The 20,347-nt window shown below is 63.4% G+C and carries 20 protein-coding genes and 1 pseudogene; 15 read left to right on the top strand and 6 right to left on the bottom strand.

Features of this window, described 5'->3' with window-relative positions; translation table 11 throughout:
* Positions 1 to 19 precede the first annotated feature (19 nt).
* Complete coding sequence (locus AB4879_RS15235; RefSeq protein WP_370508334.1) at positions 20 to 2,128, top strand: MDR family MFS transporter; 2,109 nt, start codon at positions 20 to 22, stop codon at positions 2,126 to 2,128.
* A gap of 13 nt (positions 2,129 to 2,141) precedes the next feature.
* Here AB4879_RS15235 and AB4879_RS15230 read toward each other — a convergent pair whose 3' ends face one another.
* Entirely contained in the window at positions 2,142 to 3,074 is a 933-nt protein-coding gene (locus AB4879_RS15230; RefSeq protein ID WP_370508225.1) for a hypothetical protein, read from the bottom strand.
* Positions 3,075 to 3,384: 310 nt separating this feature from the next.
* Between AB4879_RS15230 and rplS the strand changes: the two genes are divergently transcribed.
* The 4 genes from rplS to AB4879_RS15210 are packed head-to-tail and all read left to right on the top strand — an operon-like array spanning position 3,385 to position 5,705.
* Positions 3,385 to 3,726: a 50S ribosomal protein L19 gene (gene rplS, locus AB4879_RS15225; RefSeq protein WP_036339053.1), complete on the top strand. Its 342-nt coding sequence runs from the start codon at positions 3,385 to 3,387 to the stop codon at positions 3,724 to 3,726.
* Between the two features lie 54 nt (positions 3,727 to 3,780).
* Complete coding sequence (lepB, locus tag AB4879_RS15220) at positions 3,781 to 4,635, top strand: signal peptidase I (RefSeq protein ID WP_102806872.1); 855 nt, start codon at positions 3,781 to 3,783, stop codon at positions 4,633 to 4,635.
* Positions 4,636 to 4,647: 12 nt separating this feature from the next.
* The gene (locus tag AB4879_RS15215) at positions 4,648 to 5,352 is read left to right on the top strand and encodes a ribonuclease HII (RefSeq protein WP_199189851.1); all 705 of its coding nucleotides are present in this window, start codon (positions 4,648 to 4,650) and stop codon (positions 5,350 to 5,352) included.
* Positions 5,353 to 5,399: 47 nt separating this feature from the next.
* Entirely contained in the window at positions 5,400 to 5,705 is a 306-nt protein-coding gene (locus AB4879_RS15210; RefSeq protein ID WP_370508224.1) for a DUF2469 domain-containing protein, read from the top strand.
* Between the two features lie 28 nt (positions 5,706 to 5,733).
* Here AB4879_RS15210 and AB4879_RS15205 read toward each other — a convergent pair whose 3' ends face one another.
* Positions 5,734 to 6,912, bottom strand: coding sequence for an ROK family protein (locus tag AB4879_RS15205; protein WP_370508223.1), 1,179 nt, complete (start codon positions 6,910 to 6,912; stop codon positions 5,734 to 5,736).
* Positions 6,913 to 7,090: 178 nt separating this feature from the next.
* On the opposite strand from AB4879_RS15205, the gene AB4879_RS15200 reads away from it, so the two are divergent.
* From AB4879_RS15200 to AB4879_RS15185, 4 genes are all read left to right on the top strand, one after another.
* A complete protein-coding gene (locus tag AB4879_RS15200; protein WP_370508222.1) occupies positions 7,091 to 8,311 on the top strand; it encodes an MFS transporter in 1,221 nt (406 codons plus the stop codon).
* Positions 8,308 to 8,436 (top strand): hypothetical protein, encoded by a 129-nt coding sequence (locus tag AB4879_RS15195; protein WP_286145625.1) that lies wholly within the window; start codon positions 8,308 to 8,310, stop codon positions 8,434 to 8,436. Before AB4879_RS15200 ends, AB4879_RS15195 begins: the two co-directional genes overlap by 4 nt.
* Positions 8,436 to 9,044: a hypothetical protein gene (locus tag AB4879_RS15190; RefSeq protein WP_370508221.1), complete on the top strand. Its 609-nt coding sequence runs from the start codon at positions 8,436 to 8,438 to the stop codon at positions 9,042 to 9,044. Before AB4879_RS15195 ends, AB4879_RS15190 begins: the two co-directional genes overlap by 1 nt.
* A 77-nt stretch (positions 9,045 to 9,121) precedes the next feature.
* Complete coding sequence (locus AB4879_RS15185) at positions 9,122 to 9,895, top strand: HAD-IIA family hydrolase (protein WP_370508220.1); 774 nt, start codon at positions 9,122 to 9,124, stop codon at positions 9,893 to 9,895.
* Positions 9,896 to 10,353: 458 nt separating this feature from the next.
* Here the strand turns inward: AB4879_RS15185 and AB4879_RS15180 are convergent, their stop codons facing one another.
* From AB4879_RS15180 to AB4879_RS15170, 3 genes and pseudogenes are all read right to left on the bottom strand, one after another.
* A complete protein-coding gene (locus tag AB4879_RS15180; protein ID WP_370508219.1) occupies positions 10,354 to 10,671 on the bottom strand; it encodes a hypothetical protein in 318 nt (105 codons plus the stop codon).
* A 784-nt stretch (positions 10,672 to 11,455) separates the two neighbouring features.
* Positions 11,456 to 11,995: a hypothetical protein gene (locus tag AB4879_RS15175; protein WP_370508348.1), complete on the bottom strand. Its 540-nt coding sequence runs from the start codon at positions 11,993 to 11,995 to the stop codon at positions 11,456 to 11,458.
* Between the two features lie 246 nt (positions 11,996 to 12,241).
* Positions 12,242 to 12,340 (bottom strand): annotated as a pseudogene (locus AB4879_RS15170) (DUF2510 domain-containing protein); the annotation flags it as partial.
* 190 nt (positions 12,341 to 12,530) lie between these two features.
* Here AB4879_RS15170 and AB4879_RS15165 point away from each other — a divergent pair.
* The 3 genes from AB4879_RS15165 to AB4879_RS15155 all read left to right on the top strand — a co-directional run bounded on the left by AB4879_RS15165 (position 12,531) and on the right by AB4879_RS15155 (position 15,225).
* On the top strand, positions 12,531 to 12,848 hold the full coding sequence (locus AB4879_RS15165) for a WXG100 family type VII secretion target (protein ID WP_370508218.1): 318 nt from the start codon (positions 12,531 to 12,533) through the stop codon (positions 12,846 to 12,848).
* Complete coding sequence (locus AB4879_RS15160) at positions 12,845 to 14,671, top strand: alpha/beta hydrolase (RefSeq protein WP_370508217.1); 1,827 nt, start codon at positions 12,845 to 12,847, stop codon at positions 14,669 to 14,671. The genes AB4879_RS15165 and AB4879_RS15160 overlap by 4 nt, the downstream gene beginning before the upstream one ends.
* Before the next feature lie 71 nt (positions 14,672 to 14,742).
* The gene (locus tag AB4879_RS15155) at positions 14,743 to 15,225 is read left to right on the top strand and encodes a hypothetical protein (protein WP_370508216.1); all 483 of its coding nucleotides are present in this window, start codon (positions 14,743 to 14,745) and stop codon (positions 15,223 to 15,225) included.
* 357 nt (positions 15,226 to 15,582) lie between these two features.
* Here AB4879_RS15155 and AB4879_RS15150 read toward each other — a convergent pair whose 3' ends face one another.
* Positions 15,583 to 16,380, bottom strand: a complete 798-nt coding sequence (locus AB4879_RS15150; RefSeq protein ID WP_370508215.1) for a hypothetical protein — start codon at positions 16,378 to 16,380, stop codon at positions 15,583 to 15,585.
* A gap of 797 nt (positions 16,381 to 17,177) precedes the next feature.
* Between AB4879_RS15150 and AB4879_RS15145 the strand changes: the two genes are divergently transcribed.
* The 3 genes from AB4879_RS15145 (at position 17,178) to AB4879_RS15135 (ending at position 19,794) form a co-directional block, all read left to right on the top strand.
* A complete protein-coding gene (locus tag AB4879_RS15145) occupies positions 17,178 to 17,873 on the top strand; it encodes a hypothetical protein (protein WP_370508214.1) in 696 nt (231 codons plus the stop codon).
* Positions 17,866 to 18,450 carry a hypothetical protein gene (locus AB4879_RS15140; RefSeq protein ID WP_370508213.1) on the top strand — a complete coding sequence of 195 codons (585 nt, stop codon included), beginning with the start codon at positions 17,866 to 17,868 and terminating at the stop codon, positions 18,448 to 18,450. The genes AB4879_RS15145 and AB4879_RS15140 overlap by 8 nt, the downstream gene beginning before the upstream one ends.
* A gap of 444 nt (positions 18,451 to 18,894) precedes the next feature.
* Positions 18,895 to 19,794 carry a hypothetical protein gene (locus AB4879_RS15135; RefSeq protein WP_370508212.1) on the top strand — a complete coding sequence of 300 codons (900 nt, stop codon included), beginning with the start codon at positions 18,895 to 18,897 and terminating at the stop codon, positions 19,792 to 19,794.
* Positions 19,795 to 20,347: the final 553 nt, after the last annotated feature.

Genomic DNA, 20,347 nt, shown 5'->3' with positions numbered 1-20,347 from the left:
CCTCGCCGTGGTGCTCGGCATGCTGCTGGCCGCCCTCGACCAGACCATCGTCGCAACCGCACTGCCCACCGTCGTCGCTGATCTCGGCGGAGCCGGTCACCAGTCGTGGGTCGTCACCAGTTACCTGCTGGCCTCGACGATCGTGACCGCAGTCGTCGGCAAGCTCGGCGACACCTTCGGCCGCAAACCGGTCTTCCAGGCCGCCGTGCTGTTCTTCCTCGCCGGCTCGGTGCTGTGCGGCTTGGCCGGATCGATGACGATGCTGGTCGCCTCGCGCGCATTGCAGGGCATCGGCGGCGGCGCGATCACCGTCACCGCCGTCGCGGTCATCGGCGAAGTGATCCCGCTGCGTGAACGCGGCCGCTACCAGGGCGCGCTGGGCGCGGTGTTCGGTGTCACCACCGTCGTCGGCCCGTTGTTGGGCGGGCTGTTCACCGACCACCTGGGGTGGCGGTGGGCGTTCTGGGTCAACGTGCCGGTCGCGGTGGTGGTGCTCGCGGTGGCGGCGGTGGCGATTCCGGCGCTGGGCCGTACCTCCCGGCCGGTCATCGACTATCCGGGCATCGTGCTGGTCGGTCTCGGCGCGGCCGGTCTGACCTTGGCCACCAGCTGGGGTGGCACCACCTACCCGTGGGGTTCGCCGACGATCATCGGCCTGTTCGTCGGCTCGGTGGCGATCCTGGTGGCCTTCGTGTTCGTCGAAAAGCGGGCCGCGGAGCCGATTCTGCCAATCCGGCTGTTCGCCGACCCGGTGTTCACGGTGTGCTGCGTGCTGTCGTTCGTCGTCGGATTCGCGATGCTCGGGGCGCTGACGTTCCTGCCGACCTACATGCAGTTCGTTGACGGCGTATCGGCCACTGTGTCCGGCCTGCACACCCTGCCGATGGTCGCCGGCCTGCTGGCCACCTCGCTGACCAGTGGTGTGATCGTCGGCCGCACCGGGCGCTACAAGATCTTCCCGGTCGCGGGCACCGCGATCATGGCGGTCGGGTTCGTCCTGCTGTCGCTGATGGACGCGCACACCTCGACGCTGGTGCAGTCGCTGGACCTGCTGATCCTTGGCGCCGGCATCGGGTTGAGCATGCAGGTGCTCATCCTGACCGTGCAGAACACCGTCGACTTCACCGACCTGGGCGTGGCCACCTCGGGCGTCACGTTCTTCCGCACCATCGGCAGTTCGTTCGGCGCCGCGATCTTCGGCTCGCTGTTCAGTAACTTCCTGGCCGACCGGCTGCCTGCGGCCCTGGCGGCCAGCGGTGCCTCGCCCGAGGTCGCGCAGTCACCGCAGGCGTTGCACAAGCTGTCGCCCGCGGCGGCTGCGCCGATCGTCGACGCCTACGCCGACTCCCTGAGCAAGGTGTTCCTGTTCGCGGCGCCGGTCGCGATCGTCGGGTTCGTGCTGGCGCTGTTCCTCAAGCAGGTGCCACTGCGCGACGCGGCCGCCACCGGCAGCACCGACCTCGGCGAAGGCTTCGGCATGCCGACCACCGAACCGGCCGAGAAAGTGCTGGAGGTCGCGGTCAGCCGGCTGCTGCGGGAAAGTCGCGGCCAGCACCTGCCTGCCCTGGCCCGGGCGGGCGGCACCCGCCTCGACGTCCCGTTGATGTGGGCCGCGTTGCGGATTTACCGGCATGCGCAGGTGGCCGGCACAGCGGACCTCAGCGTTGTGGCCGCCCACCACCGGGTGCCGGTCGAGATCCTCGAGCCGACGTTCGACCGGCTGGTCGCGAACGGCTACGCCCAGCGCAGCGGCGATCAGCTCTGGCTCACCCCGGCCGGCGCCGCGGAAGTGAATCACGCCCGCAACATGCTCGCGAGCTGGATCACCGACACCCTCACCCGGTCGCCCGCGTTCGAGGGCCGGCCCGACCGCATGCAGGTGCAGGGTGCGATCGAGCGGATCGCCCGCAGTGTGCTCGAACAGAACGACGACGAGAGCGCCCAGGCAACCCGCCCGCTGGTGCTCGGACCGCGACGCGCCGCCAGCCCGACCGCGCCGACGACGCGGCTCGCCAGCCCGATGGCGAACACGACCGCGGTGGCAGCGACCGTCGGCAATGAACCGACCCGGCCATTCCGGGCTCGGGCCGAATTCCGGCAGCCGCCGCCGAGACCGCCGCGTCGCTGACAGCGGGGTGCCGTCAGATCCGCCCGCTGGGGAACATCGTCTTGACGGCTTGGGTCATCGTGTTGCGCGCGGTCGCGTCGTCGACCGGCTGCAGGGAGGCCATGGCCAGCACGAAACGCCGATCCGGTCCGATCACCCCGGTAGACATGTGCAGCCAGTTGCCGCCGTTCCAGCAGCACATCCAACCTTGTTTGACCGCAACGGGTTCCGCGAACAGCCCGTCGGGGATGCCGAACCGCTGCGGGTAGCCGTCGGAGCCGGTCGGGGTGGATGCCGAGAGGTCGCCGAGGATGACCGCGGCCTGCGAGGCGGGCAGGCCGCCTGCACCGTCGAGCAGCATGTCGTAATACCGCACCAGGTCGGCGGTGGTGCTCATGGTGTTCCACCAGTTGCCGTCATACGGCGCACTCGTCGAGGTCAGCCCGTATCGCGCGGTGACCCTGCTGATGATCGCGCTGCCGCCGCTCTCGCCCCAGAACACTTCGGCCGCGCTGTCGTCGGACGACCGCAGCATGACGTCGAAGGACTGCTGCTCTGCCGGGGTGAGCTGGCGCTGACCCTTGGCCACCTGCAGCAGTAGGTCGTCGGCGATGAACAGTTTGCTCACCGAGGCGACCGGGAAGGGAGCGTCGTCACCGCCCTTGAGGACCCGTCCGGTGGTGCGGTCGAGCAGAGTGAAACTGATGTCCGCGCCGTCCTGCGCGGCCTCCGAGGCCGCCTCTTTGGCGCGCACATCGAGGTTGGTCGAGGGGTCCGGCGGCGCATCGGGCAGCGGACTGAGGGCAGGCGCCTGCGCGACGGCGTTCGGATCAGCGGACAGCAGGTTCACCGGGCGGGCGGCTGCGTCGCTCGGGCCGGCGTTCACCTGAGCGGACGAGGCGGCCACCAGAACGCCGATCACTGCCGCCGCGGTGCCGGTGACCAGCATCGACAGATGCCGTCGCATGTCCATCTCCTCGGAAACCGGTGCAACTCTGAGATCCGGGGTGCCGCGTTGCCGCCCGACCTTGGTCCAGGTTAACGGTACCTTTTCTACACCGCGTGTTCAGTTCGTCGGCAGATCAGCGGCGCCTCGGCGGGTCGCGCGATTTCACTGCTCGCGGTGCGTCTGGCACAATTGAGCAGTTGCCGCGCGGGCTGGGAGTTTTCCGCCTGCTGCGCCAAACATCACGTGCCCGAATCCATCGGCCCGGCGATCGCCAGCGCTTCCCGCGCAGGCAGGTGGCTGCGCCGCGAACCGCAAGGAAGTGTCACCGATGAACACGCTGGACTTCGTCGACCAGGCGTCGCTGCGCGACGACATCCCGACCTTCAGCCCCGGGGACACCATCAATGTCCACGTGAAGGTTATCGAGGGCAACAAGCAGCGCGTTCAGGTCTTCAAGGGCGTTGTGCTCCGTCGTTCGGGCGGTGGCATTCGCGAGACCTTCACCGTGCGCAAGGAAAGCTACGGCGTCGGTGTCGAGCGCACCTTCCCGGTGCATTCGCCCAACATCGACCACATCGAGGTGCTGACCCGCGGCGACGTGCGGCGCGCCAAGCTGTACTACCTGCGCGAGCTGCGGGGCAAGAAGGCCAAGATCAAGGAAAAGCGCTGAGCTTCGACGTGTGGGAGTCACTGACCGGTCAGCCGGTCTGACTACGCTGACGACGTGACCGACAACACGGGCTCGAACGACTCCACGCCGGACAACCTCACCGCGACGGACGGGGCGGACGACAGTCCCGCCGACGCGGCCCCGGAGACCGGGGAAAAGAACCCGGAGACCGGGGAAAAGAAGAAGTCGGCGCTGCGCGAAGGCGCGATCCTCGTCGCCATCGCGCTAGTCCTGTACTACGTGATGCTGACGTTCATCGCGCGTCCGTACCTGATTCCCTCCGAATCGATGGAACCGACGCTGCACGGCTGCCCCGGCTGCGTCGGCGACCGGATCATGGTCGACAAGGTCACGTATCGGTTCGAGGACCCCCGGCCCGGTGACGTCGTCGTCTTCAAGGGTCCGCCGAACTGGAACGTCGGATACAAATCCATCCGGTCCAGCAACACCGCGGTCCGCTACATCGAGAACGCCTTGTCGGTGGTCGGTTTCGTGCCGCCCGACGAGAACGACTTGGTCAAGCGTGTCATCGCCACCGGAGGCCAGACGGTGCAATGCCGTGCAGACACCGGACTGACCGTCGACGGCAAGCCGCTCACCGAGCCGTATCTCAACGCCCAGACGATGATGGCTGATCCTGCCGTCTACCCGTGCCTGGGCAACGAGTTCGGTCCGGTGAAGGTGCCGGACGGCCGGTTGTGGGTGATGGGTGACAACCGCACTCATTCGGCGGACTCCCGCGCACACTGCACCAGCACCCCCGCTGATGCCCAGAAGGGCATTCTCTGCACCGGTGATCCGATGGCCGGCACGGTCCCGGTGAGCAATGTCATCGGCAAGGCGCGGTTCATCGCGTGGCCGCCGTCTCGGTGGGGTGGTGTGTCCTCGTTCGACCCGCAGCAGGGTTGATCTGTGCCGGCGATGACATGGCCGCCGCGGACGGTGATTCGCAAATCGTCGGGTCTGCGAACGCTCGAATCCGCTTTGTATAGAAGCGGTTTGGGTCCGGTCGCCGGGGTCGACGAAGTCGGCCGTGGCGCGTGTGCGGGCCCGCTCGTGGTGGCGGCCTGCGTGCTGGGGCCCAACCGGATGGAGAGCCTCGCGGCTCTTGACGACTCCAAGAAGCTCACCGAGAAGGCGCGCGAAGAACTGTTCCCGCTCATCAGGCGCTACGCGCTGGCGTACCACGTGGTGTTCATTCCGGCCCCCGAAGTCGACCGGCGCGGCGTGCACGTGGCCAATATCGAGGGGATGCGGCGCGCGGTGGCGGGGCTTTCGGTGCGGCCGGGCTATGTGTTGTCCGACGGGTTCCGGGTGCCGGGGCTGCCGATGCCGTCGTTACCGGTGATCGGCGGGGACGCCGCGGCGGCCTGTATCGCCGCGGCCAGTGTGCTGGCGAAGGTCAGCCGCGATCGGCTGATGGTGGCGATGGACGACGAGCACCCGGGCTACGGGTTCGCCGACCACAAGGGGTACAGCACCCCGGCGCACAGTGCGGCGCTGACCGACCTCGGCCCGTGCCGTCAGCACCGGTTTTCCTACATCAATGTCCGGCGGGTGGCACGTGCCGGTGGTACCGAGATGGTGATGGAGTGCCCACCCCCGCAGCGCGACGATCAGGTGTGAGTCAAGATGGATAGCACCACGACAAGACAAAGAGGACAGCTGAACCGATGAGTGCCGAAGATCTCGAAAAATACGAGACCGAGATGGAGCTCTCGCTGTACCGCGAATACAAGGACATCGTGGGGCAGTTCAGCTACGTCGTGGAGACCGAGCGTCGCTTCTACCTGGCCAACACTGTGGAGCTGGTGCCGCGCAACACCGATGGTGAGGTCTACTTCGAGCTGCGCCTGTCCGATGCGTGGGTGTGGGACATGTACCGCCCGGCACGGTTCGTCAAGCAGGTCCGGGTGATCACGTTCAAGGACGTCAACATCGAAGAGGTCGAGAAGCCCGAGCTGCGGCTGCCCGAGTAGCTCGGGGTCGGCGCTGCGGGGACTCTTGTCAGTGCAGCGATGCGTCGATGGCGCCGGGCGACAAGATTTTCTCCAAGACCAGCATCGCGCTGCCGATGTTGCCTGCCTTGTCACCGTACGTCGACGGGACGACCTGAAGGTGCCGGGTAGCCAGCGCGGTTGCGTTGCCGTACAACGTTTCTCGTAACCCGGCGACAAACACGTCGTACGCGCCGGACATGTCGCCGCCAACGACGAGAACCTCGGGGTTGAGCAGGTTCACCGCGGCGGCGATCACCTCACCGACGTGGCGGCCACTTTCGCGCAGCAGCCGGCGCGCTTCGCCGTCGCCGTGGTTGGACAGTTCGACGACGTCGCGGATGTGGTGGACCTGCCGGCCCTGCTCCTGCAGCGTGCGTACCAATGCCCATCCGCCGGCGATCGCCTCCAGGCAGCCGGTGTCGCCGCAGCGGCACGGTATGCCCGCAGCCGCGACGGTCTTGTTGTGGCCGAACTCGCCTGCCGCGCCCACAGCGCCGCGCTGGAGTACGCCGCCGCACACGATCCCCGCGCCGAGGCCGGTGGATGCCTTGATGAGCAGCAGATCGTCGTGAATTCTCAAGGGCCCGCGGCGTTCCGAGAGCGCCTGAACGTTGGTGTCGTTGTCGAGCACGATCGGTGCCGTCGTCAGCTTCCGGAAGTACGGCTCCAACGGAACGCCGTCCCAACCGCTCATCACCGGAGACGCCAGGCTGCAGCCGCGCTGCTGGTCGACCGTGCCGGGTAGCGACACCCCGACGCCGAGCACGTCACCCGCGGCCCGGCCACTCTCGTCGAGCAGTACCTCGAGGCGCTTGACCAGGTCGGGCATCAGATCATCGGGGCCGATGCGGATCTCGGAGTCCATATCGGCCAGGGCGTGAATGTCGCCGGCCAGGTTGCATACCGCGAGCCGGGTGCGGCTGCGGCCGACGGCGGCCGACAGGACCACACCGGCTTCGGCGTTGAACCGCACCAGCGCTGGTGGGCGACCGCCGGTCGACGGTCCCTCCTCGCCTTCGGAGACCAGCCCGCGGCGGGCCAGGGCGGCGATGCGGCTGCCGACCGCCGTCCGGGACAGGCCGGTCAGCTCCCGAACTTCGGCTCGGGTGGTGGCGGTACCGGCACGTATCAGCGCGAAAACGTCCCCCGTCGTTGCGGGGGCAGCGGAACGCCTGGTTACCGGCATCTTTCCATTGAACCAAGATCAATCGGCCAGGCAAAGCAATGGAGACACCCATCACTTTGACCAGATTTAGACAAAAGTCGGTTGGTTCTGTGGTTTAAGTGGCGGTAGGGTCGGGGGACAGGGACCGAGCGCTGCACCGCGGCAGCATCCGCCACCGCACAGAAAGTCGATAGCACCCGTGACCCTTACGCTCCGACCCGCCGCACCGGCGGTGTCTCCCGCGCTCTGCCCGACCAGGACCGGGCTGGGCATTCTTGCCCTGGCATTCGGTGCCTTCGGAATCGGCACCAACGAATTCGTCGCGATGGGCCTGCTGCCCGAGATCGCCGGCGGCCTGCGGATCTCTGAACCGACCGCCGGCCACATCATCTCCGCCTACGCGCTCGGCGTCGTGGTAGGTGCGCCCGTCATCGCCGCGCTGACCGCGAAATTCAATCGCAAGCTCGTGTTGATGACCCTGATGGCGTTGTTCGCCGTCGGCAACGTGCTGACCGTGCTGGCGCCCAGCTACGGAGTCCTGATCGCCGCCCGCTTCATCGCAGGCCTTCCGCATGGCGCGTTCTTCGGTGTCGCGGCACTGGTGGCAGCGCAATTGCTTGGGCCCGAGCGGCGGGCCAAGGCTGTTGCGCAAGTGATGACCGGCCTGACCGTGGCGACCGTGATCGGAGTGCCGCTGGCATCCTGGCTCGGCCAATTGCTCGGCTGGCGAAGTGCGTTCGCGCTTGTCGTCGGCATCGGACTGGTGACGTTCGTTGCGATCTGGATGTGGCTTCCCGACCTGGCCGCGTCCCGCAGCACCAGCCCCCGGGCCGAACTCGGCGCGCTGCGACGCCCGCAGGTCTGGTTGGCGCTGGCGATCGGCATGGTGGGCTTCGGTGGCATGTTCGCCGTGTACACCTACATCGCAACCACCCTGACCGATGTCACCGGTGTCTCCCGCTCGTGGGTTCCGTTGGGGCTGATGGTTTTCGGTGCCGGCATGGTGGTCGGAAATCTGGCCGGCGGCCGAATGGCGGACCGGTCGGTGATCCGCGGACTGTACGTGTCGATGACGGCGCTTGCGCTGGTGCTCGCGGCATTCGTGGCCGGCGCACACAACCCGTTCACCGCGATGGTGCTGCTGTTCGGCATCGGTGCCAGCGGAGCGGCGATCGCGCCCGCGCTGCAAACCCGGTTGATGGATGTTGCCGCCGAGGCGCAGACGCTGGCCGCCGCGCTGAACCATTCGGCCCTGAACATCGCCAACGCGTCGGGGGCGTGGATCGGCGGACTGGTGATCGCCGCAGGATATGGCTACACCGCGCCGGCCGCCGCGGGTGCGGGGCTGGCGGTCGTCGGTCTGGTGGTGCTGAGCATCTCGGTTGCTCTGCAGCGTCGGTCTGCGGCGGTGTCCTCATGATCCGCGTCATGCTGGCATTTCTGCTGAAGCGGCGGGCGCCGATGTGTGTGGATCTGTATCTGCCTGCGCGGCAACGCGTCACCATTGTCGTGGGGCAGCGGGCGGCCCGTCGGGAGGCGAGTTGATGGCCGAACACGTGATCTTTCGCCACGACCCCGACCGTCAGCCTCAGCTGACCTTCCGGGGCGTACCCAGCGGCTGCGCAGGCGGAGCGAACACGATGTCCGAGGCCCGTGCGTCCTACCGGACCTGCCTGTCGGCCCGGCTGCACGTCGACCGTCGCGCCCTGCCACCCGTGGTCGAGCACATCGAAGGTTCGGTGGGCGGCATGTCGGTGCGCACCAAAGTGGGTGCGGTGCATCGGGATACGGCAAGTGACCGAATGCTGCTGCAGATCCTGCTGACCGAGCAGACCGGGCTGCGCGAGGAGGTGGCGCGGCTGGCCGCGCTGGGCGCCGAACCCGTCGTCGTGCTGGCCGAACCCGACTATGCGCTCGAAACGCTGCTGGACCAGATGTCGGCGCGGGACGCAATTGTGGTCGCACATTCCGACGGCAACGGCTCGGTGGACTGGAGTGTCCTGTTCGGGCCGGAATCATCTGTTCAACAGGGTGTTCCGAGTGTCGTGGTGGACGAAAACCTACGGACAACGCCGGTAGCGACGGTCACCCGGGCGCACCCGCACGCCGCGCTGGTCGTGCGGCACCAGCGGACCACACACATCGCGTCATGACCGCCTTGCTCGATCACGGGATTTGTCACCCGTCGGCGGGGAACACTGATGGACACAACGTCCCCGAAGGGAGGACCGTGCGCGCGACACCGCAATGCTGGCTCACCGATATGGACGGCGTCCTGGTCCGCGAGGATCACGCGCTGCCGGGGGCCGCCGAGTTCTTGGCGCGCCTGATCGATAAGCAGCGACGATTCCTGGTGCTGACCAACAACTCGATCTACACCCCGCGTGATCTCGCGGCGCGGCTGGCGCGCTCGGGGCTCGACGTGCCGGAGTCGGCGATCTGGACCTCGGCGCTGGCCACCGCGGCATTCCTGGATGATCAGCTGCCGGGCGGGTCGGCATATGTGATCGGCGAGGCGGGGCTGACCACCGCACTGCACGAGGCGGGCTACACGCTGACCGATACCGGTCCGGATTTCGTGGTGCTCGGCGAGACGCGCACCTATTCTTTCGAGGCGATCACGAAGGCAGTCCGGCTGATCGGCCAGGGCGCCCGGTTCATCGCCACCAACCCCGACGTGACCGGGCCGTCGGCGGAGGGTCCGCTGCCCGCCACGGGATCGGTGGCCGCGATGATCACCAAGGCGACCGGGCGTGAACCGTATTTCGTGGGCAAACCCAACCCGATGATGTTCCGCAGTGCGCTGAACCGGATCGAGGCGCATTCGGAGAGCACGGTCATGGTCGGTGACCGGATGGACACCGACGTGGTGGCCGGTATCGAGGCCGGTCTGGAAACCATTCTGGTGCTTACTGGTTCGACGACCGTCGAGGACATCGAGCGCTACCCGTTCCGGCCGGCTCGGGTGTTGCCATCGATCGCGGAGGCGATCGAGCTGATCTGACCCGCCGGCGATGGCGTGCGCTGTGCCAGAGATTCACGCGCTGAGTCCGGTCGAGCTCGGCATCCTCGAAGATCTCGGCTATACCGTCGTGCAGCACTAGCTCCGGTCCGTGGCGGTCTGTCTACGGCGGCGGCGGCTTCATCAGCAGTCGTTGCCCGCTTGCAAGAGAACGTGTTTGAGGCGCGGTGCGGGCACGGCGTGGACGTTGTAGCCGGGATCGTCATCAGCCCAGGCGATTTCGCTGCAGTCCCGAAACCCGCCCCGGTGTCGGCTGCGCTGTCCGGGTGCCGTTCAACCATCCATCGAGCGAACTGTTGCAACCCACGAGGTTGACGTCACCGAACTTCACGGCCGAGGCCGGCGGTCTGGTGGAGCCGTCCGTCGACCTTGGGGAAGAGCAGTAGGAGACCGAGGGCAAGGACAACGCCGAAACATCGACCGTGCTCACTTGGGCGAGACTATGCGCAAGAGTTGACGTAGGCCGCACATAGTGGTGCCACCATGTCGGCGAACAGCTTCTCGCTACTTACGTCAGGCCAATCAACAGCGGCCGGGGAACTGGACCACATCGCCAACTCGACGACCGTACTGCTGCGCAGATCGGAAACGAGGTACTCGTGAGTGATCGTTGGTCGCGCGCCGGTGGTCGTGAGCACAGCCCTCAGTGACTGGCCGGGGTGTCCGTTGGGCAGGAATTGCTCGGAAATTTCCGACACGGTGGTCCCCGCTGTCTGTGACATGCAGTCGCGATGCAACACCGCGCTCGCGGTGTCCATTACCGCCGACGCTCTCTGTCCGGCGATCCATGGATCGCCACGCCAGTGCAATATTTGAACCGCGAGCTGCCACTGCCCAGGGGGATTGGGCAGCATGATATGGGCCGCCACAGCTGTGTCTCGCTGGTCGTCGGTGATGGGTGGTGCGGCGCATACATCGTCCATCTCGAACCTAGGACTTGTAACTGATTCCGTCAGCGGCCCGAGAGTGGGCCACGAGTAGACGCGATTCAGCGGAATCGCTGATGGTGAGATCCAGGCAGAGTCGGGAATGTGAGCGCACGCCGGGGGGCAGTTGCCGTTCGGCACTCGGTTCGGGTCAGGTGCTGGAGCAGGGAAGATACTCGGTCCTGGCCCGGCGGCCGACGTCGCTGAAGCCGCATGCGGCGCGGGGGTCGTCAAATTCCCGGCACCCGGCCGCGCAGCCAGTTTGTAACCACCGAAAACCGCGACGCCTACGGCTGCCACAAGACTGACAAATACCGCGATGAGAGTGATGAGTCTGGGCGAGATCCCTCGTGTGATCGCATATGCGGAGTCGTCGGTTTCGCCGTCGTCGACCGTGCCCCACGCATACGCGGACTGAGTGTCCGCTTCAGCAGCGCCCGAGAGCTCAGTGGGGTCGCTAGGTTCCGTCATCGAAGATTCCCCCGAACCATCGGCGGAGCGTAGCGGAATTTCAGTACCAGCCTGCTCGAACCCTCCAAACTTCGGTTGAAGTCACAGCGAGTCCCAAGAGTGCCTCGTCGAGGGGAAAGGCTGACGTGATCGAGCGCCTGTTCAACTAGTTGATGTAGACGACCAGGAGTGTGCCTTGAGCATTCACGCCGGAGCAGCGCTTCGATCCCGGCCACACGTTCGTCTTATTCAACAAGCAGGTCATCAGATAGGACTGGTGGGTCACCGGGCTATAAGCGACAACGTTGGTACCGGGTTGGGAGTAATACGCTGTCCGGACGCTGTCTGCGAACGCGCAACTGGTGTCGTCGGTGGCGACGCCAGTCAAGCCTGATGGACAGACCTTGAAGTGCTCGACAGGGCCCGCCGACGGCGGCGGTGGGCCCGGTAGTGGGGGCGGCGGCGCGGCTTGGGCGGGCGTCGGCATATCTTGAATCGCAAACAGGAATGCGCCGGGCGCGGCCTCCCACAAGGTCCTGTCGCCATCTGAGGTGACGTCGATCGGCACATCGTGACTCGTCCCGCGCGACGTCTTGACCTGTGCGATGCCCTTGTATTCGTTGCCCGCCTTATTGACCAGGTCGACGTGAATCACCTTCAGGTGCAACGGTGATAGGTCCGGATCGGTGTCGAGTTTGGACTGCATGGAAGACTTCACTTCCGCAGCGACCTGGTCGGCCTTCGGTGTGCTCGGCGTGGGTGTTGTAGTCGGTGTGAGGGTCGGCGCAGCCGTGGAACCCTCCCCGGTGGGTCGCGTCAATACGAAAACCGCAGAGCCGACAGCGATCACGACAGCAAGACCCAGAACCCACAGCGGCCACAAGCGCCGCGACCTCTCTGTCGTCGGCGGCGGTGGCTCAGGGAATGGCTGGGCAACCTGAGGGCCTGTCGGTGGCCCCGGTTGGATAGCGCCGTCCCACTGCGTTCCATCCCAGTAGCGGGCACCCTGACCGCCGAGCGGGTCGGGATACCAACCCGGCTCAGTCGCCATCGCTGTCGGACTTCCCCCACGTCATGGGCGCATTTTAACCGGTTCCTGCGATTCTCTGATTGGATCCGCGCCGGCCGACCGGGACGCCGATGAGCCGCGATATCGAGTGGACGTCCATCGGTGAATTGCACGGACATCCAGGCCGTTGTAGTTTCAGCTTTAGTTTGCTGAAGGCATCGGCGGAGGCGTCATGGGTGATCGCTTGAATGTGAGCCCTGAACACTTGCTGTCCTGGGCGGCTACGGTCGACCAGCACTCCCAGAATGTCTTCGCCACCCACGCGCAGGCCGACCAGACCTTCGAGTCGTCGCTGTTCAGCTGGGCTGGACAGTCGCAAGCCGCGATGTCAGCGAAGGCGGCCGAGTGGGCCACGGTGACAACTGTTCTCTCAACGCGGTTATACGCGCACGGTGAAGGGTTGCGGGTAAGCGGGCTGTCGTTCGCTGACATGGATGCCCGCGACGCCGCGAAGCTGGCTTCACTGCGCGAATCCGATGAGCCCACGTGACTCTCGGCGTCGCCGACATCGAGCGGTGGGATCCCGAAGCGGTTCGGGAGGTCTTTCACGCCGCGACCGCACGGGCGACGTCGTCAACGCAGGCATCTCTGGCGCTTGCGCAGCTGCCGGCCTTCGACTCGTGGGGCGGCGTGGCCGCTGATGCCGCGCGGGACGCGATCGGTAAGACCAGGGTTGACCTCGACGCGCACGCTCAAGAGGCGCGCGCTGTTGCGCAGGCGGCCGAGCAAGCCGCGCAGGGCATCGAGAAGGTCAAGCTGGATCTGCGCCAACTCGACGAGGACTCCGACGCGGCAGGGTTGGCGATCGACCCCTTTAGCAGCACAGTCGTTCGGGGTCCGAAGTTCAAGGGCACCCCTGCCGAGCTGGCGTCCAAGGTCACGGCCTTCCAGTCCCGGCTGAACGCGATCCTCGCCGTGGCCAACGGTGTTGACGCGCAGCTGGCATCGGCGATCTTCATGGCCGACGGCAAGATGCCGATCCCGGATTCACCGCCAACGCCGGCACCGCCCCCGCCGCAGACCAGCGCTGAAGACGTCAAGAAGTGGTGGGAGTCCCTCACCCCGGAGCAAAAGCAGGCAGAACTGCGCGATCACCCGGACATCGTCGGTAACCTCAACGGCGTCCCAGTCGCTGCGCGCAGTGATGCCAACTTGCGGGTGATGCGCCACGATCTCGAAACTGTCGATGAAGCCGCCCGCCGCGCTGGTGTCTCCACCGCTGACGTCATCAAGGACCCGACCAAGTACGGGCTGACCGCCACCGACGTCACCCGGTTCCACAACGCCACCGAAGTCCAAGAAGGCCTCAAGCATGACGCGGGCGATCGAGGGACGAACCCGACGTTCTTGTTCGCCTACGATCCCACCGCATTCGGGGGCAAGGGCCGCGCTGCCATCGCCATTGGCAATCCCGACACCGCGAAAGACACTTCGGTAATCGTTCCCGGCACCAGTAGCAGCGTCACAGGTGGCTGGCTGCACGACAACCACGACGACGCCCTGCACCTGTACTCGCAGTCCGAGGCCGCCGATCCCGCCAATAGTCACTCGGTCATCGCGTGGATGGGGTACGACGCACCCAATGACTTCCAAGACCCCCGCATCGCGACGCCCTGGCTGGCGCGCGCAGGCGCTCAATCGCTGGCCGCTGACGTCAACGGCCTGGCGGCGACACACATCGGCGCGGATCACATCACTGTGCTCGGCCACAGCTACGGCTCCACCACCGTCGCCGACGCCGCAGTGATGGGAATGAACGCCAACGACGTCGTACTGCTCGGCTGCCCGGGAACGGACATGGCTCAGTCCGCAGCCGACTTCCACCTCGCCTTAGGTGGCCACGTCTATGTCGGGGACGCCTCAACAGATCCGGTGGGCTGGCTCGGCGAAGGCCAGACCGGCTTCAACTGGGCCAACCAACAACTCAACTACCCCTTCGGGCCGCTCGCGGGGCTGGGGGCAGACCCAGCGGCTGACGGGTTCGGGGCGACCCGCTTCCACGCCGAAGTGCCTGGCGCAGAGGGGATCAACCCGCACGACCACTCGCACTACTACGCCAAGGGAAGCGAGTCGCTGCGCGCTATGACGGACATCGCCACCGGCCACAGTGAGCGCCTTATGACCGATCAGCTCATCGCCGAGTCGCGGCACAAACCCACGGTCTCCACGCCGGATCACGTCGATATACCGGGCATCGGGCGCGTGAACCTGCCCCACTTCGAGGTACCGATTCCGGGAACCCCGGCGATCGTTGACCCCGAGTTCGATAGGCCAATCGGTTCGATCAACGACAGCCACGGATACGCCGAATGATCACAAGAACTCGCAGCCTGCTCGCCATCGCCTTGTGCGCATTGATCTTTCCACTCGGAGGGTGCCTCACCGTGAACGACAAACCGTCCTCCCCGCGCACATCGGCTGCGCCCGGGCCGACGCTGACACCGCTCAGTGATGACGAAGCCCAGGCCCAACTTACCCAGCTGGGCAAAGCAATCGTCTCCGCTGCCCAACTGCAGAACGTTGACGCCGGGTTCGCGTTCTCCTCGTGCAACGATCAGGGCGACCCACCCCATCAAGGCTCGCTGGAGATCGGCTTCACCGTACCCAGTGGACAGAGCCCGGATGCCTACCTGAATCAGGTCGCAGCGCATATGACGTCGCTGGGTTGGGTCGACGGAGCGCCGCCGGGAAAGACCTACGTAGGCAAGGTGCTCAGCATGGGAGGTATCGCGGCTCAGCTTCGCCCACCCACCGTCAACGACCCCAAAGCTGTCATCTCCATCGACGGCGAATGTCGCAACATGACCGACCACAAGACCGACGGCAAAGGCAACGGACACGACGTCACTGCCGAAGTCACCAGCTGACGGGCTCTGCAACTCAAGGCGGGCCCCGTGAATTATTTGTTGCTACGCACATTTCGGAATGCCCACTGGGAGTGCACGACGCCCCTTCGTTAGAGCAGGGGTTACGCCCCCTCCGTGCCAGTGCCCGACCCCGACGGGCTTGATCGGGGGTCTACTCCCGCAATGAACCGCTCGGGTTCTCAGCCCGATATTGATTGGAGTGGAGGGCCGGGTGCGCAAACCTGCGCTGGGGTCGTTCGAGGTAGATTGCCTGAGACAGGGTGATGCGACCGTACTGCCGACGCCACTTCAGAAGCACCTCATCATCAGTCACCGTCCCGTCCTAACGATGCTGTAGGAGCGCGGGACTCGCGAAGGCTATCGGGGCGCTCGCCGTAAGTGATTCTTGATCTCCCGATACGCCTCGGCCCGGGCCATGACCGCATCCATCGCGGACGTGTTTGGGGCGGTGTCAGGTGCTGCCTCGATCCCGTACAACTCCGCGCTTAACATGGCGGTCAGTTCTGCACGCTTCTCGGCGACCTTCGCATCTCTGCGTTCGTTGCGTAGAGATTCGTCGATGAGCTGTGCTTCCGTGGCGCACTTGCCGATCAATTCGACACTCTCGACTGCGGCCCGCTCTAGATTCGCGATTGTGTTGCGCGCCTCAGCAAGAGTTTTGCGATCATCGGCACCGGGATTATCTAACCCGGATAACTCGTCCGCAACCTTGCGTAAGCGGTGCGCCTTCTCGAAATTGGCGGTAATCCATTGGATGTTGGGGCCGAACTCGACATCGGGAAGCCATCCTGCGATAGCGGCCTCGGAAGCGCGAACCAGCTCCACTGCTGTCAGCGCGGATTCGAGTAGTGCGGCATTTTCTTTGCCGAGAGTATCGATGCGCCGTTGCTTTTCTAGTCGGGCCCGCTCTTCCCGATCTTCGCGTTCGCACTGAGCGACAATAAGCGCCCGCTTCTGCTCCATTTCATCGTGCCTTTTTGCACCCTCATTGACCCAGTACGCAATCAACCCGATTACAAATATCGCGACGACAACGCCGAACGCGATGAGCATAGCCTTCGCCGCCTCGTTATGCTCAATCCAAAACCAAAGCGCAACAAGGATGAGGATGAAGCCGCCGACGCCTCCGCCACCAGCTGAGCGGCCGTTGCTCACCCTCGCCTCACTTACTGTCGCTTCAACTTAATCTCCGGTGCGCCAGCGCACAGAACTGCTTCTTACAGGCACTGGCCGTCGTCGCTCGGATCGCTAAGAGCACCGTTGTGTGGTCATATCCACACATTTTTGCGGTGTTGCTTGGACAACACAACCCACGTTGTGCACCTCCATAGCTCAATTAGGTCGCGGCCTACTTCGTCATCGGTCACGTTGCCCTCCTAACGCGGTGCAACAACAACCTACTCAATCAACGCTGTCCCCGACGCGCACTATGCCGATTCGGTTGTACTTGCCGCCGGTTTGCGCGGCGTAGGTATTGCGCACCTCGCCGCAGAAGAACACTGGTCCAGGGTTTAAGCAGCTGATCAAGATGTCGAAGACGAGGCGTGGCGATACGTACTTGTCACATAGTTCTGCAGAGTTGGAGTCTCGACTCCAGGCGCGGCGGCCGGCCCTGAAGTGGATATGACCGGATCAGACGCAACCGTGGTTGCATCTGGAGTGCCGGACTAATCTCCCGCTTGGTAGTAACTCGACGAAACGGGCTTAGCGGTTGGGGATGGTGCCGGAGATGGTGATTAGACCTGGACGGTGATCTTTGGTGGCGTACTCACGGGGGGATTTGTTAGGGCATGGGAGATGTGGTAGCCGCCCATGGTAGCGCCGATGGTTGTGGCGGTAATCAGGATCGGTTTAACAAATTTTACTATGGATTGATCTCCTCGTAATTCTGCTATGCGCTTTTGTGCATATAAAATCAATACCGAAATGCGCGTAATGTAGACTGCCCGCTTATGTGGGGTAAGCTTTGGGAATTCCCATTCCACGCAGACATCTGGGGTGATGTTGCCACGTGGGCTGGTGCTGTCTCGACGGGTCTGGCGGCACTCATTGCTGCGATCACTTACGCGCGTAGCAGTCGTGCCGAGAAGTGGGCTCAAGCGAAGCTCATCTACTTCGAAATCGGAGCTCGCGGTAAGTACGTCGTCCACAACCGCTCAGACAAGCCGATCGTAGGCGTTCGTGCCGTACCCGTACGCCGGTCGCTATGGTCAGCCGCGAAAATAAGCAGCTTCACCGATTCGGTAATCTTCTCATTCTTCAATGCGCCTTCCTACGAGCTTTATGAAAAAGTACGACAGACTCACTCAAGGAAGAACCCAACCAGGCAGCATCCCGGCAACTACATGTTCGCGGAAAAGATCGAGGCTGATCACTCGGCGAGCGTTGATGCTAGATGGATTCATATCAACGGGTACGAGAGCTACATTGAATTCCGCGACGTCTATGGCCAGGATTGGCGCTGGGATATTGAAGAAGAGAAGCTGAAACCGGTCGAGCGGCGCCCTAGCCCTCTGAGGCTTAAGAGCAATCGTCGATCGGCGGCATGGTGGATCTTGAAGAACGAGTGTATTCACGTATGGCGACATCACCTTTATCATCCGAGCGGCCGGCCGGAAAGTCGCAAGGACGAGTCACTACATGAGTAACGACGAGGGCCGATGGCTGAAAGCTACCAATCTGGTTATCGCAGGTGCGTCCTTGGTAGCGGCGGTCTTCTCGGCTGTCGCCGCCTGGAATGCTAGCGACGTCGCCAACGATTCGCTTGAACTCTCTCGACAGATCGAAGCGCGGTCAGATTCGGCAATGTCGGCTAGTCCTTCAATCGGAATCAAAGGGCGATGCTCGGATGCCGCGAATCCTCTAACGGTGTCGGTTTACGTCGGCAATGGCGGCAAGTTGCCAGGAAAGATCACTGGTGTTTTCTTTCGAGCAGATCTACAACCTACTGAAGCGCAGAAGAAGGCGATGCCCAACGCCAACTGGAGTTCTGTGCTTGGTACATCTCTTGAGGAGGGAACGGTAGATCCATTCGATTCTGCCGAGGTGAAGATGCAGATCGATTGCAATAAATTGTCGAAGGTCGGTATCGATCCCGCGAAGGCGGGCGAAGATATTGTCTACTCGGTAGAGCAACACACCAAGGCGTGGTACGTCATGCCGCTGTATGCCTATGGCGGCAAGGGATTCGGAGAACGAGTGACCCACGCGTATTACGAGAACTAGAGTAGGTAAGAGGAAGCCTCCAGAACCAATCCGCCCATAACATTTCTGTGCGTCAGTGCCGTTAATAGTGCCACGTATGAGAATCGATTCCTTCAAGAAGTGGGTCACCTTCACCGACATGGGTACCAGCAAGAGCGGTCGCACAAAAGTCTGGGCTATCACGGGCAAGAAAACCATGGCAAAAGCGAAGGTACTAACCAACCTCTAACACGATGGCACTACCTACCCGGCCGGCGAGACGTTCGAGGCTGATGATTCGATCGTGGACACCCTGGAGCAGGCCGGTGTCGTTGAGGCGGCCGCTAAAGAGCGGTGAACATTGTCCGAAATCAAGAGCGACGCACCAGCCAGCAAGGTCGCCCCGAAGGGGCAGAAGTCTATGCAAGCATGCAAGAAAGCCAAGTAGGCTGCCAGCGCTTCACCGCCACAATGAGACGACCCAAGATGGGTCGTCTTTTGTATGCTGCGGTGGTGCCGACTCTTCACGAAGCTCCGAGGCCGATGCGCCATTTCATGACTGAAACAGCGCGCTACGGGCTAGTGGCGGTCTTCATCGCATACCTTGGATTCGCCTTTCCCTTAGTAACGAAGAAGGATGCGCCGCCGCGCCAGAGTGAAATCTCGAACAACAGCGGATGCATCGGCAATTGTCAGGGAGCGACAGTAGGAGCGGCAAAGCAATCAGACAAGGTCGAAAACACTTATGATCCGGAAGCGGGATGCACGCTGGACCCAGAAGACAAGTCGGTTGCCGGTGGTTGGGGGCCTGCGCGAAACGTGCTCGCAAAAGACCAGTACAGTGAATTCCCCGCGTTCAACCTAGATAAGCTTCCTGAGGTTGGCGATGAGCGTGGCTTCTACGACGGCCGCGAAGACGGCATACCGCCTCCGTATGTGTGGCACTACGATATTCATGTTCAGCGTGACAAGACCTATATTTTGCGCATGATCATACACAACAGTGCGTACCAAGGAAGCCCCGAAAACACAGCTAAAGGCACTCGGCTGGAGGTTAACCTGCCCGTTTGCACCGGTCGTCGTATCGCGAGTCAAGCAACGATAATTTCGACTAATTCCGCGCCAAAGGAGGTGTGGGGCGGTGTGACATTTATAGGTGATGAGCCGTTCAATTTGGTCTATGTCAGTGGGTCGGCCATCCTCTGCACGAATCACTTCGCGTGTAAGGCCGATGGACGTGGCGGCGTGCCATTATCTGAGGATTTTCTAACTATTAAAGGCGTATTACTGGGATTTGATTCAATGAATGGCGATGTGCCTGGCGGATACCAAGCATCATTGCTTGTCTTGTATAAAGTTCGTCCTCAGTTCGCGCCGAAGCCGTAGCCGCGTCATCCTGGATCTTGGGATGGATTCGTAAAATTCTCAGATCGAATGCCCAGTACTTCCCTCGCAGCGTGTTGTAGGTTTCATTGGTATAAGTAGATGCTGCTCGTTGCAATTGCCAAACGCAGTCAGTCGTCAATGGGTGGCACCCGATTTCTCCGCTACGCAATTCTTTGATGCTTGGCGGACGACCTTCATGCTGGGTGTCGCGAGCCAGATCACAAACCCTGATGTTGCGGTGAAGATAGCCAGCGCCGGTCCGCCGTTCTCATTGGCCGCATTGATGGCGCCTAGATAGCCGCTGCCACCAAGCAGTGATTTAACATTTGTCAAAGATCTAGCGCTGATCCGAGGACTGGAACGGGAAAATCAGGTGTCGCGGATGCAAGCAGATCAATTTGAGTTTGCCCTGGGCCAGTCTCAGCTGACAACTGGTAAGAGCGCTCAAGTACTTTCGAAGTGATGTGCTCTAGGTCATCGCCTGGACCTTTACGAAAACCATCTCGATTTCACTTATCCCCAAGGCGCTCGGCCATGTAGATATAGTTTCACT

The organism is Mycobacterium sp. SA01 (assembly GCF_041287105.1).
In the GTDB taxonomy this organism is placed as follows: domain Bacteria; phylum Actinomycetota; class Actinomycetes; order Mycobacteriales; family Mycobacteriaceae; genus Mycobacterium.
Note: the sequence above shows the minus strand (reverse complement) of the source record. Positions and strands in the feature narration are given on the sequence as shown.